The sequence below is a fragment of the Streptomyces sp. enrichment culture genome, from assembly GCF_964273145.1.
In the GTDB taxonomy this organism is placed as follows: domain Bacteria; phylum Actinomycetota; class Actinomycetes; order Streptomycetales; family Streptomycetaceae; genus Streptomyces.
The window spans coordinates 137,575-151,423 of sequence record NZ_OZ186875.1 but is presented as its reverse complement, the minus strand read 5'-3'; the positions used below and the strand labels follow the sequence as shown (position 1 = coordinate 151,423).

Annotated in this window: 15 protein-coding genes; 8 read left to right on the top strand and 7 right to left on the bottom strand. The window is 71.0% G+C overall.

Going from position 1 to position 13,849, the window contains the following annotated elements; translation table 11 throughout:
* Window positions 1–487 precede the first annotated feature (487 nt).
* Entirely contained in the window at window positions 488–772 is a 285-nt protein-coding gene (locus ACSU6Z_RS29910; protein ID WP_437050794.1) for a hypothetical protein, read from the bottom strand.
* Window positions 773–902: 130 nt separating this feature from the next.
* Window positions 903–1,112, bottom strand: a complete 210-nt coding sequence (locus ACSU6Z_RS29905) for a hypothetical protein (RefSeq protein WP_437050792.1) — start codon at window positions 1,110–1,112, stop codon at window positions 903–905.
* Between the two features lie 309 nt (window positions 1,113–1,421).
* On the opposite strand from ACSU6Z_RS29905, the gene ACSU6Z_RS29900 reads away from it, so the two are divergent.
* A complete protein-coding gene (locus ACSU6Z_RS29900; protein ID WP_437050791.1) occupies window positions 1,422–4,019 on the top strand; it encodes a Helicase associated domain protein in 2,598 nt (865 codons plus the stop codon).
* 257 nt (window positions 4,020–4,276) lie between these two features.
* On the opposite strand, the gene ACSU6Z_RS29895 is transcribed toward ACSU6Z_RS29900, so the two are convergent.
* A complete protein-coding gene (locus tag ACSU6Z_RS29895; RefSeq protein WP_437050790.1) occupies window positions 4,277–4,399 on the bottom strand; it encodes a hypothetical protein in 123 nt (40 codons plus the stop codon).
* A 356-nt stretch (window positions 4,400–4,755) separates the two neighbouring features.
* Complete coding sequence (locus ACSU6Z_RS29890; RefSeq protein ID WP_437050788.1) at window positions 4,756–6,231, bottom strand: DHA2 family efflux MFS transporter permease subunit; 1,476 nt, start codon at window positions 6,229–6,231, stop codon at window positions 4,756–4,758.
* Window positions 6,232–6,258: 27 nt separating this feature from the next.
* On the opposite strand from ACSU6Z_RS29890, the gene ACSU6Z_RS29885 reads away from it, so the two are divergent.
* Window positions 6,259–6,414 (top strand): hypothetical protein, encoded by a 156-nt coding sequence (locus ACSU6Z_RS29885; protein WP_437050787.1) that lies wholly within the window; start codon window positions 6,259–6,261, stop codon window positions 6,412–6,414.
* A gap of 344 nt (window positions 6,415–6,758) precedes the next feature.
* Here the strand turns inward: ACSU6Z_RS29885 and ACSU6Z_RS29880 are convergent, their stop codons facing one another.
* Window positions 6,759–7,556 carry an SDR family NAD(P)-dependent oxidoreductase gene (locus ACSU6Z_RS29880; RefSeq protein WP_437050785.1) on the bottom strand — a complete coding sequence of 266 codons (798 nt, stop codon included), beginning with the start codon at window positions 7,554–7,556 and terminating at the stop codon, window positions 6,759–6,761.
* A gap of 59 nt (window positions 7,557–7,615) precedes the next feature.
* Here ACSU6Z_RS29880 and ACSU6Z_RS29875 point away from each other — a divergent pair, with 59 nt between their 5' ends.
* A complete protein-coding gene (locus ACSU6Z_RS29875; protein WP_437050783.1) occupies window positions 7,616–7,996 on the top strand; it encodes a MerR family transcriptional regulator in 381 nt (126 codons plus the stop codon).
* Between the two features lie 83 nt (window positions 7,997–8,079).
* Here the strand turns inward: ACSU6Z_RS29875 and ACSU6Z_RS29870 are convergent, their stop codons facing one another.
* The gene (locus tag ACSU6Z_RS29870; RefSeq protein WP_437050782.1) at window positions 8,080–8,520 is read right to left on the bottom strand and encodes a dihydrofolate reductase family protein; all 441 of its coding nucleotides are present in this window, start codon (window positions 8,518–8,520) and stop codon (window positions 8,080–8,082) included.
* A gap of 318 nt (window positions 8,521–8,838) precedes the next feature.
* On the opposite strand from ACSU6Z_RS29870, the gene ACSU6Z_RS29865 reads away from it, so the two are divergent.
* Window positions 8,839–9,135 carry a DUF4287 domain-containing protein gene (locus tag ACSU6Z_RS29865; protein ID WP_437050780.1) on the top strand — a complete coding sequence of 99 codons (297 nt, stop codon included), beginning with the start codon at window positions 8,839–8,841 and terminating at the stop codon, window positions 9,133–9,135.
* A 64-nt stretch (window positions 9,136–9,199) separates the two neighbouring features.
* Here ACSU6Z_RS29865 and ACSU6Z_RS29860 read toward each other — a convergent pair whose 3' ends face one another.
* A complete protein-coding gene (locus ACSU6Z_RS29860) occupies window positions 9,200–10,513 on the bottom strand; it encodes an MFS transporter (protein ID WP_437050778.1) in 1,314 nt (437 codons plus the stop codon).
* Window positions 10,514–10,780: 267 nt separating this feature from the next.
* Between ACSU6Z_RS29860 and ACSU6Z_RS29855 the strand changes: the two genes are divergently transcribed.
* From ACSU6Z_RS29855 to ACSU6Z_RS29840, 4 genes are all read left to right on the top strand, one after another.
* Window positions 10,781–11,323 carry a carboxymuconolactone decarboxylase family protein gene (locus ACSU6Z_RS29855; RefSeq protein ID WP_437050776.1) on the top strand — a complete coding sequence of 181 codons (543 nt, stop codon included), beginning with the start codon at window positions 10,781–10,783 and terminating at the stop codon, window positions 11,321–11,323.
* 40 nt (window positions 11,324–11,363) lie between these two features.
* Window positions 11,364–12,326 carry an oxidoreductase gene (locus tag ACSU6Z_RS29850; protein ID WP_437050774.1) on the top strand — a complete coding sequence of 321 codons (963 nt, stop codon included), beginning with the start codon at window positions 11,364–11,366 and terminating at the stop codon, window positions 12,324–12,326.
* Between the two features lie 5 nt (window positions 12,327–12,331).
* On the top strand, window positions 12,332–12,604 hold the full coding sequence (locus tag ACSU6Z_RS29845; RefSeq protein ID WP_437050772.1) for a hypothetical protein: 273 nt from the start codon (window positions 12,332–12,334) through the stop codon (window positions 12,602–12,604).
* Between the two features lie 65 nt (window positions 12,605–12,669).
* Window positions 12,670–13,668 carry a hypothetical protein gene (locus tag ACSU6Z_RS29840; RefSeq protein ID WP_437050771.1) on the top strand — a complete coding sequence of 333 codons (999 nt, stop codon included), beginning with the start codon at window positions 12,670–12,672 and terminating at the stop codon, window positions 13,666–13,668.
* Window positions 13,669–13,849 lie beyond the last annotated feature (181 nt).

Here is a 13,849-nt window from a genome sequence, read left to right as displayed (position 1 = left end):
GGGGGCGCTCCTGCTTCGCAGGAGCGCCGGCGGGACGCTGCGCGTCCCGTCACCCGGGTTGCTGCGCAACCCGGGTGACGCTTCGTTCGCTGCGCTCCCGGAGCTACGGGGGGGGCTGTGCCCCCGAGGGGCTTTCGTTTCACTCCAGCGCTGGGGCGGGTCCGCTGCGCTCCCCCGCCCTGCGGTCCTTCCGGCTGCGCCTTCAGTCCCTTGTGGCTCGCTCTCGCGAGCCGGGCTGGCTGCCAGCGGGGCGCTGGCGGGTTGGGGCCTCATCCATTTACTGGCAGTGGGGCAGTTCCACATGTCCCGTGTGCAGCCGGTGATAAGGGGAGTCGAGGATCCGGTTCTCCGTTTCGGACGATGTCCGGCTAACCGGCTCTGCACCGTCCAACGTGGCTTGGGGGACCGTTGAGGGCATCGTCCGTCACCGCTGTCGGGTGGCCTGCTGGGGTGGTGGGGAACCGGGAGTGGACTGGGTGAAGGTCGGTCAGGTGGATGGCCGGCCGGTGAGGGCCGGCAAGGTCGTTGTTTTGATCCGGCGGTAGGTCACAAAGCCGTTCACGGTCACCCCTGTCCAGATGACGGTGCTGACCAGAGGCCACCACAGGTCCCATCCCTGCTCGCCCTGGATGAGGCTGCCGGTCCAGTTCACCGCCCAGCTGACCGTGAGAACCAGTGCCGCCCACCTGGCCCACTGCCAGATCCGCATGGTCCCGCGGGCACGGGCTTCCTGCGGGTTTTCCTCGTCCTGCCGGAGTCGTGTGCCATCCATGACTTTCCGTCTACCCCCATTCTTGGCCCTTGTGTCCTTCTGGCCTTCCAGCGGGGGCGGAGCGGAAGCACGGCGGGGGCGCAAAGAACAGAGAGGCATCGTCATTGCGGTGCGCTGCCGGTGGTGCCTGTCAGTGTTCTGAGCGCATGTCCCGGTTTTCGAATGCGCGCCGGACCGCGGCACCTTCGTCCTCGACCAGTCCGGAGGTGTCCGGCAGTTCGAGTGCGGCGGCGCAGTGGCCACACAGTGTCCTGTCCGTGGCCGGGTCGGCGGGCCTGCTCCCGCAGGCCTTGCACACCGCCTGGTCGTGGCTGTCGTGTCGGGTCTGCTGTTCTTCCATCGGTGTGTTCCTTCCCGGTGGTGGCGGTGGTTTTCGGATTGTTTCGGCCTCGGGTTCCCTGGGTGGGGCGGTTCTTAATCATCGGTATGGAATGTTTCAAAGTTTTTTGAGATAGAGTTTGGGATCGGACGGTGGTGCCGCTGAGGTGTGGTGGCTCGTTCCGGCTTATGTTTCTTCGTTTTCGGCCGGACGCTGACGGCTTGGTCACGGCAGCGTGTATACAGCCGGTCCCACGGCATCCATGTGCAGGTTTCCCGTCTTCTGCCGCGTGTGACCTCTGACGCGGTCCGTAGGGAAAGGTGGAGCAGGATGACAGCGGAGGAACTCCGTCCCCACCAGCGGGAAGCAGTTGACGCGGTGCTGCGTGCGCTGCGGTTTCCCGCACGGTCGACAGTGCCCGAGCGAGGCCTGCGGACTCAGGTGATCATGGCGACCGGCTCGGGCAAGACCCTCGTCGCCGCCCGCAGCGCCGAAGAGCTCCATGCGGGCCGGGTACTGGTGCTGGTGCCCTCGCTGGACCTGCTCGTCCAGACCGAGGCCGCCTGGCGGGTGGGGGGCCGCACGGGCCCGATGATCGGGGTGTCGTCCCTGCGCGGGGAAGAGGCGGGTTTCCCGAACACCACCGACGTGGACGAGCTGGTCGCCTGGGTGCGGCCGTTCGACAAGGTCACGGTGTTCGCCACGTACGCCTCCCTCGGGCTGGGCACGCTGGAACGCGCGCATGGGGCCGGTCTTCCGGGCTGGGACCTGGTCGTGGTCGACGAGGCGCACCGGACGTCGGGTCGGATCGGCAAGCCGTGGGCGGTGGTCCACGACAACCAGCGGATCCCGTCGCTGCGGCGGCTGTACATGACGGCCACGCCCCGGCTGTGGCAGTTGGACGAGGACGCCGGGCAGGGCGCGCGGGGCGTACCGGGTGAGCTGGTGGCATCGATGGAGGACGACCCGGACGGGCCGTTCGGCACCCGCTGCTACACCCTCACCTTGTCGGAGGCGATCGATCGGGGGATCTGCGCGCCGTACCAGGTGGTGTGCGTGGACATCACCGACACCCATCTCCGGGCCGCCCAGCTCCTGGGCGCAGAGGGCCGCTCGGACCGGGTCCGCGGGGCCCGGCTCGCAGCCCTTCAGACCGCCCTGCTGAAGGCGTCGTCGGAGGAGGGCTTTAGGCGCACGCTCGTCTTCCACCACCAAGTGAAGGAGGCCGAGGCGTTCGCGGCCGGCCTCCCTCATGTCGCCAAGCGGCTGCACGCCGCGGATCCTGAGCCGTACCCGAAGATCATTTGGGCGGACTGGCTGTGCGGCGATCACAAGCCGGGCCACCGGCGGCAAGTTCTCGGGGAGTTCGCGGCCGGGATCGCCACGGACGGCACCGTGGTGGAAAAGGGCTTCCTGGGCTCGGTGAGGGTACTGGGTGAGGGCGTCGACACCAAGGACTGCGACTCCGTCTACTTCGCGGACGTGCGCGGCTCCATGCCCGACCTCGTGCAGGCCGTGGGCCGCGCGCTGCGGATGCAGCCGGGCGAGGGCAAGGTCGCCTCACTCGTCGTGCCGGTACTGCTGGGACCGGGCGAGACGGCCGACACCATGCTCACCTCGCGGGCGTTCGGCGGGCTGGCGAGGCTGCTGGAGGCGCTCAGGGCGCACGACGCCCGGGTGGTGGAGCAGCTCGCCCAGCCCCAGGCGCGCAGCCGCGTCAGGGGCGTGCACAGCCGCAACGGGCTTCAGGAGGGCGAGGAAGGGACCGGCAGCGGCCCCGGCGACCGGCTGTCGGTGCCGGCGCGGCAGCTGCTGAAGTTCTCCACCCCGCGCGACCCCGCGCAGTTGGCCGCGTTCATCAATCTGCGCGTGATCAACCCCGAACACGCCCACTGGCGGCGCGGGGTGGAGGCCGCTGTCATCTACCGCCGGCTCCACGGCGATCTGAGGGTGCCGTTCACGTTCCGGGTGCCCGGCGGCGACGGCCAGGAGGCCGACGGCGAGGGGTGGCCGGCCTCGCTCGCCGATTTCCCGCTCGGGCAGTGGATCGCCGACGCCAGGCGCTTGCACGCCCGCGGCCGCCTGCCCGCCGAGCGCATCGCACAGCTGGAGGGACTGGGCATGGTGTGGTCGCACCACGACGTCGCCTGGGAGGAAGGACTCGCCGCCGCCCGCGGATGGGCCGCCGAGCACGGCCACCTGCTCGCACCCACCGACGCCACCTTTCAGGGCTACAAAGTGGGCATCTGGCTGAAGAACGCACGCGCCGCCGCCCGCCGGGGCACGGAGGCCGAGCAGCGGCGCGCCGAAGGGCTGCCGGTGAGGACGACATCGGCCTGGGTACTCCCGGCCGAACGGCGCGAACAGCTCGAGGAGATCGACCCCGCCTGGTGCCCGGCCTGGCCCGTGACATGGCAACGCCGCTTCCACCTCACCCGCACGCACCTGGAGACCGGCGGCAAACTCCCCATCGAACCGGGCACCGTGGTGCACCAAGGCGAAGACCTCGGACGATGGGTGCGCTCGGTCCGGCTCGGCTGGGACAAGCTGACGGCCGTGCAGCAGTGGATGTGCGAACACACCCTCGGCATCCAACCCGCCACCCAGGACGAAAAACCCCGGCCCCGCCAGAGCCAGGACAGCAAGTGGGCCATCAACTACCAGGCCGCCAAGCAGTTCTACGAGCGCGAGGGACACCTGAAGGTGCCGAGGAAGCACACCGAGCGGATCGTCCTCGGCGGCAACGGAAACGACGGCGACGGAAATAGCGGCAGCAGGGACCCGGAAGAGAGGGAAATCCGACTCGGAGCGTGGATCAACAACCAACGCAGCAGAGCTGCGACACTCCCGCCGGAACGGATCGAACAACTCTCACGAATCGACACGCGATGGACATGGGCAGTACGACTCAGCGTGCGAAGATCATGAACAGAATGGCGGTCGCTATCACGCTGATGAGCAGGGAGCCCAGACAGCCGACCCGGTTGCTGAAGAAGAACATGGTGCCCGTGTACCCCACAGCCCGTGGTCACATCAGCAGACCGAGGAGACGTCTGCCACGGTCCTGAAAGAGGGGTTATCCCTGCGGGTGCGGGCAGCAGCGCGGGCAGCCGTTGTCCGGCCCGGACGGTACGGAAACCAGCCGGGCGAGCACGCCGTGCGTCCTTTGCGTCCCGCAGGTGGTGCTACCTCTTGCGCGCCTTACTCCCCGGGAACGCCACGCCGACGGTCACGATCAGGGTGGTGGTGATCCAAAAGGGCGGAGTGTCCTCCCCGGCGCCCTTGGCCAGGAACTGGCCGTATGGCATGTTGTCCCCTTGTCATTGAATACCGCTCGTGAATGGCTTCCGCTGCGGAAACCGCTCGTACCCCTGGTTCGCCACCAGTCGCATCAGTCTGATCACCTCATGCCGGCGAAACCACCAGTGTGTCGAACCACTTGGACAGAAGGCCGAGCGCCCCAAGCCGGCGGAGCCGATCGCCGGTCGACGGGCCGAGCACGGCCGTGACGGTGGCTGGGCGGCTGGGCTTGCGGCGCGGAATCGGCGTCCTCGTCGACGGCTGCGGTCAGCACGGACCGCGGGCGGGAGCCGCCTGCCCCGACTCTCGCTCTTCCGTCGGAAGCGTCACGATCCGGCGGAAGGGCGGAAAGCCGGGGCGGCCCTCAGCGCACTCCGGAGGTGTCGGCGGCCGACCGCTCGTGGGGCACCGGTTTCCCGGCCGGGTCCGCCGTCGCCGCGGGCGTGTCCGAGGACCGCCCCGGCAGGAAGAGCGTGGCGAGCAGCAGCGCGGTGAGCGTGGCGATGGCGAACCAGAAGACACCGCGGATGCCGTCCATCACGTTCCCGTCACCGTGCGTCTTCATGATCACGGTGACGAGGGCGATGCCGACGGCCGCGCCGAGCTGATTGAGCATGTAGAGCACGGAACTGCCCTGCGGCACCAGGGGTCCTGGAAGTGTCCGGTACAGCGAGCCCATGGTCGGTGCGCCGACGAAGCCCATGCCCGCGCCCATGATCAGCGCAGCGGCCGACGTCCACACCGCAAAGGTGTCGGCGGAGATCCGCGTGAGCCACAGAGCCCCCAGCGCGGCGGCGAGGGCACCGCCCTGTGCCAGGCTCCGGCTGCCGATGCGGTCGCTGAGGGTTCCGGCCAGCGGCATGGCGATGGCGGCGCCCAGACCGAGCGGCGTCACCAGCAGGCCGGCGGTGAGTGCGCCGTGCCCGTGTGCCTGCTGGTAGTAGAGCGGCAGGGCGAAGAGGCTCGCGAAGGTGGCCAGGCCGTTCAGCGTCATTACCGAGACGCTCGCGGTGAAGCTGCCGCTGGTGAACAGGCGTAGGTCGATCAGCGGCGGGGTGCGCCGCGCGCGCAGGGCGTGGGTGGCGTACGCGATCAGCATGGCCGCGCCCAGGACGAGAGGGGCGAGGACCAGCCAGTCGGTGAACGCGCCCCGCTCCGCGCTCTGGGTCAGCGCCAGCACGAGGGCCGAGAAACCCGGTCCGAGCAGTGCCAGCCCGATGACGTCGAGGCGCGGGTGGGAAGCCTCCATGCCGCGTGGCGGATCGGCGGGGACGACCCTGACCGCGAGCAGCAGCGCGACGAGCCCCAGGGGGACGCTGAGCCAGAACATCCAGCGCCAGGAGAAACCGTCGAGGACGGCACCGCCCGCGACCGGCCCGAGCACCGGACCGAGCGAGAGGACCACGCCCATCAGCCCCATGACCCGGCCGGCGCGTGCGGGGCCGGCGCCCCGTGCCAGCAGCACCAGCACCAAGGGGTCCAGGATGCCCGCTCCCAGGCCCTGGACGACCCGGAATCCGATCAGGCTGCCCACGTTCCATGCGAACGCGCAGGCGAGTGATCCGATCAGAAAGAGCGTCAGGCCGATCAGCCACATCCGCTTGCTGCCGAACCGGTCGACCGCCCACGAGGTGAACGGGATCAGAGCGGTCACGGCCAGCAGAAAGCCCGTAGAGGCCCAGCCGATGGCACTGATGGACGCGCCGAACTCCTCGCTCAGGGGATCGAGCGCGACGGAGACCATGGTGCTGTTGAGGATGCCCAGCATGCCGCCGAGCAGGACCACGGCGATCAACCGCACCAAAGCGGGCTCCAAGCGGTCGGCCCGTGATTGCGTCACGGCTCCTCCGGTTGCTTCTCTGCGCCTATGCACCTGTACCAGAAAGCCGAGGCCCGGTCCCGCTTCGGAACCCGCCAAGTCCCCGACGAAGACCTCCAGGCGCTGGCCCGAGCGGCCGCCGGCACCTTCTACAGCGCCTTCGGGCCCCCGGCCGCCGCGCCGCAGGCCGACCGGGCCGGATAGCAGACGCCCGCACGGCGCATGCGCGTCACCGGCGTACGTCATCCACGTACAAGTGGGCCGGCCCAGCGGGCCGGCAGCCGCTCAGCGCGTAACGGCTGAGGCGCTCCAGCGCGAAAGCGCTCCAAGGACTGCTCCGTCACCGGTTGCGGGGACATCGGGGTGGTGCGGGTTCGGGCCCGGTCAGACGGCGCGGGCCCGGTTGTGGAGGCGGACGGCACCGCCGCCGTGCGACATCCCCGTCCCGCTGCGACCGGCTGAGCAGGCCGCAGCGGGACGGGGATGTCACGCCTACGTCCGCTCCGGCGCAGCGGAGCCGATCCGGGGCCACTACCGCAGGGGATCCGTCATCCGCCGACGCCCTGACCGAACCCACCGTCCACGGGCAGTTCCAGGCCGGTGGTGAAGGTGGCCTCGACGGCCAGGTAGAGCGCGGCGGCGGCGATCTCCTCCACGGTGCCCGCCCGGCCCATCGGTGTGGAGGCGTTGCCCTGTTCGATGAACTCGGCGCGCTGCTCCTCGGTCAGCTCGGCGACGCCCATGGTGGGGGTGAGGATGAACCCGGGGGCGATCGCGTTGACGCGGATCCTGCGGGGGAGAAGCTCGGCGGCGAGCACCTTGGCGAAGGCGGCGACGGCCTCCTTCGCCCCGGAGTAGGCGCTCAGGCCGGGGAAGATCTGGTCGTTGGAGACGGTGGTGAACACGATCGAGCCGCCCTCGGACATCAGCGGCGCCAGCCGCTGCACGGTGAAGAAGGCGCCCTTGGCGTTGACGTTGAAGATGCGGTCCCACGACTCCTCGGTGACCTCTTCAAGCGTCTGGAACTGGGCGATGCCCTGGTTGACGAACAGGTAGTCGATGCCGCCGAGGCGGTCGGCGACTTGATCACCGAGGGCGGCGATGGCGCCGGCGTCAGTGACGTCGGCGCGCACCGGGTGCGCTAGCGGGGTGCCGAGCGCCGCTTGGGCCTCGGCGAGTCGCCGGTCGCTGCGTCCGGTGTACACCACCTCGGCGCCGCGGTCGGTCAAGGCCTGGACGATGGCCCGCCCCATGCCGACGGTGCCACCCGTGACAACAGCCTTTTTACCTGCCAGTAACTTCGCGGTGACAGTGGGAGATTGCTGAGTGCTGTGCGTCGTTTCCATGGCGGCTAAGCTAGACCTTGACATTGATGTCAGGGTCAAACCTCTGTGCCGGAGGTCACATGTTCATCGGCGAGTTGTCGAGGCGGACCGGTGTCAGCACCAGGAGCCTGCGGTACTACGAGCAGCAAGGGCTGCTGCGACCGCGGCGGCGAGCCAGCGGCTACCGGGAATTCGACGAGTCCGATGTGGCCACCGTGCGCCGGGTCCGGATCCTGCTCGCGGCCGGGCTGAACACCGACCTGATCCGGGAAGTGCTGCCCTGCATGACCGACAAGGGAACCATCCTGGCGCCGGCCTGTGAGGAAATGGCCCAGGACCTCAAGGATGAGCGCGAGCGGCTGGGCCGTTCCATCGAACACCTCCAAGCCGCCCACGCCATGCTCGACTCGATCATCCACGCAGGCGAATCGGTCACCGTCCGGGCCGGCTACGAGGGATAGGGACGCGAGCTCCGCCGCTCCGATGCTGCTGACCGACACCCGCCGCCCAGCTCGTACCGGAGCACACGGCTCACCGGTGGGGGTCAGCGGGGCTGGAGGGTGTAGTGGGTCTCTATGACGCCGTTGGGGAAGGTGTGGGTGGAGGCGAGGGCCAGGGGGATCTGGGCGCCGTCGGCGAGGGCGCGGCCGGTGCCGACGATGACGGGGTTCATCTGCAGGTGGAGCTCGTCGAGCAGGGCGTTGCGCATCAGCCACTGGATCAGGGTGATGCTGCCGCCGGCGTTGAGGGTGCCGCCGGGCTGCTGCTTGAGTGCCCGGATCCGGCCGGCGATGTCGTCTCCGGTGATCAGGTGGCTGTTGTGCCACTCCCCGACGCCGGTGAGTGAGGAGGGGACGACGTACTTGGGGGAGGAGTTCATCCAGTCGGCGGTGGGGACCCGTTCGTCGGTGACGTGGGGGAAGAAGGCACTCCGCTGCTGGTAGGTGTTGCGGCCCAGCAGGGCCGTGCCGGCGTCCTTGTACAACCGCAGCAGGGCCTTGCCCGTCTCGCTGGTGTCGTAAGGGGCATGTTCCAGGTCTCCGGAGCCTCGACCACGCCGTCCGGTGACGAGAAGAGACCAGCGACGATCTTCCGCACCGGTGCTCCTGCAAGTTCGGGAAAGGGGTCGCTGTCATCCGGTCGAACCGGATGCTTCACGTAAGCCCATGAGCGGCCGCAGGGGCGGTGGACGTGGTGAAGTCGCGTCGAGTGCCGTGCCGGAGGCTGGTCCGGGCCGGGTGCGCGTGCAGGCTGGGTGGGGCCGGCTGTGGCCGCCGCGAACGATGTGGAAGCGAGGAACAGAATGTCCTTTCAGGCCTACCTGGACAACATCGAGGACAAGACCGGTCTCACGCCGCGCCAGTTCATCGAGCTGGCCAGGGAACGCGGCTTCGAGGGACCGGACCTGAAGGCCGGGCCGGTGCTGGAGTGGCTCAAGGAGGACTACGGACTGGGCCGGGGGCACGGCATGGCGCTGGTGCACGTCTTCAAGAACGGCGCGAAGATCTCCGCCAAGCACGTGGGCTCGGACGGTTCGCACCGCGACGAGTCCGACACCCTGTGGCTGGAAGGGAAGGACAACCGGCCCGGAGCGCAGTGACCGCCTGCCGCTCACGGGTCCACACGGAACGCCGGCTCCCGCAGAAGGAGCCGGCGTTCCCGTGTCAGCCGCCGGTGGTGGTCAAGGTCCGCCCGGATGCGGGGGACGGGGCGGGCAAGGGGGCGGCGGGTACGGGGGTACGGGCCATCAGGGAGGCCGGGACGGACAGCAGGACGGCGGCCATGACGCCGGCGATGAACCAGGCGGAGGCGTCGTGTTCGGCGGCGTAGGTGGCGCAGGCGGGTGCGATGCCGCCGAGGACCGCGCTGGTGACGGCGTTCGGCAAGCCGATGCCCAGGGCGCGGACCGTGGGCGGGAAGAGCTCGGTGAGGAGCTTGGGCAGGACGGTGGTCGCGCAGACCAGGTAGACGACGCCCGATCCGTAGGCGAATACCAGGCTGGCGAAGGTGCCGGTCATGGACAGGTAGGACACGGAGCCGGTGACGGCGAAGAGGGCGCCGGCGGCGAGGAGGAGCCGGGTGGCGCCGATCCTGTCGGCGAGCATGCCGATCGGCACGTTGAGTGCCATCATCGCGGCGGTGACGCTGACGACGACCCAGAACATGGTGCCGGGTGCGGCCAGGCGGCCGCCGAGGGCGGGGACGACCGCGGGCCAGGTGCCGCCGACGGCGCCGGTGCCGGCGACGTACAGGACGGTGAGCAGGACGCCGCGCCGGTGGGTGCGCAGCAGGTGGCGCAGTGAGCCGCGGTCGCGGCGGGTGCGGACCTCGCGTCGGAAGACCTCGGTCTCGGTGAGCCGGGTGCGCAGGAGGAGCAGGACCAGGCCGAGGACGCCTCCTGTGAGGAACGGTACGCGCCAGCCCCAGGCGGTCATGGCGTCGGGGCCGAGGGCGGCGGTCAGCCCGCCGCCGAGGAGGGAGGCGGTGAAGGCGCCGGCGCAGGTGGTGAGGGAAAAGAGGCTGCCGTAGGTGGCCTTGCGGCGCTGGGGGGCGACCTCCATCAGGTAGGCGGCGGCAGCGGGCCATTCGCCGCCGTGGGAGATGCCCTGGGCGGTGCGGGCCAGGAGCAACAGGAGGGGGGCGAACAGGCCGATGTGCGCGTAGGAGGGGGTGAGGCCGATCAGCAGGGAGCCGCCGGCCATGAGGGAGACGGCGAGCATGAGGGCGGGGCGACGGCCCCGCCGGTCGGCGTAGCGGCCCAGGAGAACGCCGCCGAGGGGGCGCATGAGGACGCCGATGCCCAGGACGGCGAAGGCGCCGAGGAGGGAGGTGAAGGAGTTGTCGCCGGGGAAGAAGTGAGCGGCGAAGAAAGGAGCGAACAGGCCGTAGCCGAGCCAGTCGAAGGATTCGATGAAGTTGCCGACGACGGTGGCGGTGACCGCCCGGCGGTGGGTCCTGTCGGGTGGCGGGGTGGGCATGAGGGGACGGTTCTCCTTCGGGCCGCGGCGGTTCGGTGGGCAGCGCGGTGGCCGGGCAGCCGGCGGGCGGCTGCGGTGGGCGCGGTGTCGTACGGGTGGGGGTGTCCCATCGTGGGCTCGCGGCGTGCGGGCGGCCAACTTCCGTCGTGCGCTGTTCGGCCGGGCCCGTGCCGGGGCGGTGAGGTGGGCACGTTGGGAGTTGGCGGGCCGGGTGGCGGATCCCACGATGAGGGGCGCCCGTCCGTTCCCGGCAGACAGGACCGAGCCGTGCCCCACATCGAGATCCCCCATGACCTTCCCGGCATCAGCGGGCTGTTCGCGCAGCGCCCCGACACGGCCGTGGTGCTGTCGCAGCTCGCCGAGACGCTGCTGCGCAGCGGTTCCTCACCGCTGAGCCGGGGTGAGCGCGAGCTGATCGCCGCCTATGTCTCGCAGCTGAACCGCACCGCCTTCTGCGCCGCTTCGCACGGTGCGTTCGCGGCGGCGCAGCTCGACGGCGGGGCGGATCTGGTCGCCGCGGTGCTCGCGGATGCCGGCACCGCCGGGATCGGCCCGCTGATGCGGGCCCTGCTGAAGGTGGCGGCCGAGGTGCAGGCGCAGGCGGCGCCCGTGTCGGACGGGGCGATCGCCGCTGCCCGGGCCGCGGGGGCCACGGACGACCACATCCACGACACGGTGCTGATCGCGGCCGCGTTCGCGATGTTCAACCGGTACGTCAGCGGTCTGGCGACAGATCTGCCGTCCGACACGTCGTTTTACGACGTGTCGGCCGACCTCGTCGTCCGCCACGGTTACGAAGCCGCTCGCTGACGCCCCGTCCCGTCCGTGCTCCATGTGTCGAGGAGGCGACATGCCCTGGGTCCGTGAAGCTGTTCCCGACCAGAGCGGCAGGATCGCTCTGGTCACCGGTGCCTCCGGCGGCATCGGCCTGGAGACCGCCCGGGTGCTCGCGTCCCGCGGCGCCCATGTGATCCTCGCCTGCCGCGGCGCCGAGCGGGCGAGGGAGGCGCTCTCGGGGGCCGGTGGCAGTACCGAGGCGGTGCGGCTGGATCTGGCGTCGCTGGAGTCGGTGCGCGGCGCGGCGGCGGAGGTGCGCCGCCGGCACGGGCGGCTGGATCTGCTGATCAACAACGCGGGGGTGATGTTCCCGCCGTACAGGTGTACGGCCGACGGTTTCGAGGCGCATGTCGGGGTCAACCACCTCGGTCACTTCGCGCTGACGGGGCTGCTGCTGGACCTGCTGGCCGGGGTGCCCGGGTCGCGGGTGGTGACGGTGGCGAGTCTGGCGCACCGGGTGGGTTCCGGCGGCTTCGGCGCGGTGCGTGCCCAATCGGCGGGCGGGTGGCGGTCGGTGACGGCGTACGGGCGGTCGAAGCTGGCGAACCTGCTGTTCGCCCGGGCGCTGCAGCGGCGGCTGGCGGCGGCGGGTGCGCGGACCGTGTCGGTCGCCGCGCATCCGGGGCTGTCGCCGACCGGTTTGTGGCACGGTGAGCTGCCCGCACCGCTGCGGCCGGTGGTGGCCGCGGCGTTGCGGTGGCCGGCCCAGCCGGTGCGGGCGGCGGCGCTGCCGTCGTTGCGGGCGGCGACGGACCCGGCGGTGCCGGGTGGCGCCTACCTGGGGCCCGCCGGGGTGTTCGGGAGCCGGGGCGTACCGGTGCCGGCCCGTTCCAGTCGCCTCTCACGGGATGCGGCGGCCCAGGAGCGGCTGTGGGAGCTGTCCGAGGAGCTGACCGGGGTGCGCTACGGGTTCGGGCCGGTGCCTGCGGACGGGACCGCCTCGGGTGTGTGCCCGGTGACGGGCGCACGGGGGTGAGTGCCGTGGCGGAGGCGCATGCCGGGGAGGCCGGGCGCGTGGGCTCGGGGGCGGACCGGGTGCTGCCGGTGGCGGGTTGGGCGTGGCTGTGGCGGGACTTCGACGAGGTGCTGACGGACGGGACGGAGCCGGAGGACGGGGCGGGGCCGGGGGTGGCGGTCGTACCGGAGCCGGAGGACGCGGCCGTGGTGGCCGCTGTGCCGAAGTCGGTGCGCGGGGTCTCTTCCGATGTGCTCGATTCCGGGTCCGGGTCCCCGCCGGGGCTGTACGCGGCCTAGCGTGATGCCCCGAGTTCCCCCTTTCGCGTAATTCCCCGAGATTGCCCGTAGGAAGGTGACTTGTCATGGCACAGACGGTTCAGCGGCCCGCCGCCGCCCCCTCCCGGCGGGAGCCGGCCGCGGATCGCGGCCCGGGCGGGGCCTCGTTCTTCTTCAACGGCCACGCCCCGCGCCGCCGCGCGCTGGTCGTCGCGGTCAGCGCGCTGTTCGGCTTCGCCCTGACGGTGGTGTGGTCGGCGGAGTTCGTCGACCGGACCATCGGCGACAACGTCGCCGACACGCTGCTCGGCCACACCGCCAAGGGCACGCCGATCACCGGCGTCCTGGCGGGCCTGGCGTTCGCGCTGGCCACCGGTGTCGCGGGCACGTTCACCGCGTGCAACATAGCCGTCTTCAGCGCGCTGGCGCCGCTGACCGGAGGCCCTTCCGCCTCCCGGCGGGGACGGATGGCCGCCGCGCTGCGTCCGTTGAGCCGGCTCGCGCTCGGCGCGGTCGTGGTGGCGGCGGCGTACGGAATGGTGGCGGCGGTCGCCGGGACCGGCATGCCGCAGTTCGACCAGGGCCAGGACGGCAGCGGGCTCTCGGGGCGCCTGGTGCAGGCGATGGTGGTCTACGGACTGATCGGCCTGCTGATGACGTATCTCGGGCTGGCCGCGCTGGGGGTGGTGCGCGATCCGCTGGCGAAGGTGTCGCAGCGCTTCCCGGACGCGCCGATGCTGTTCATGGGCGGTCTGATCGGCGCCTTCCTGGTCGGGCGTCCCTTCCCGTTGTTCCGACGGCTGTTCCACGACGCCGCCGAGAGCCACAACCCGCTGTACGGTGCGGCGGTCTTCGCTCTGCAGTCCGTGGGCAACATCGCCGTCATGGCGGTGGTGTTCCTGGTGGTCACCGGCTTCTTCGGAGACCGGCTGCACCGGTGGACGACGCGGCGCCCCAGCCGTGCCTCGGCGCTGATGGCGGCGGCGTTCATCGCGGCCGGCGTGTTCATGGTCCTGTACTGGGACGTGCGGATCCTGGCCCGGCGCGACCTGATCTGGTACCCGATGGCGCCCTGGGCGATGTGACCGCACGTCGTCACCGATCCGGACGGCTCCGCCTTCTCGACCGGGTGCTCGGGCCCCCGGCGAGGCCGGGTCGCCCAGGGATGCCGGAGACGGCCGCCGGAGGGCCGCCGTCCCGTGGCTTCCCCGGCCGGGCCGGGCCGCGCCGCAGTCTGCGGCCCGGCCGCCCGCCGGCGGGCGGTCG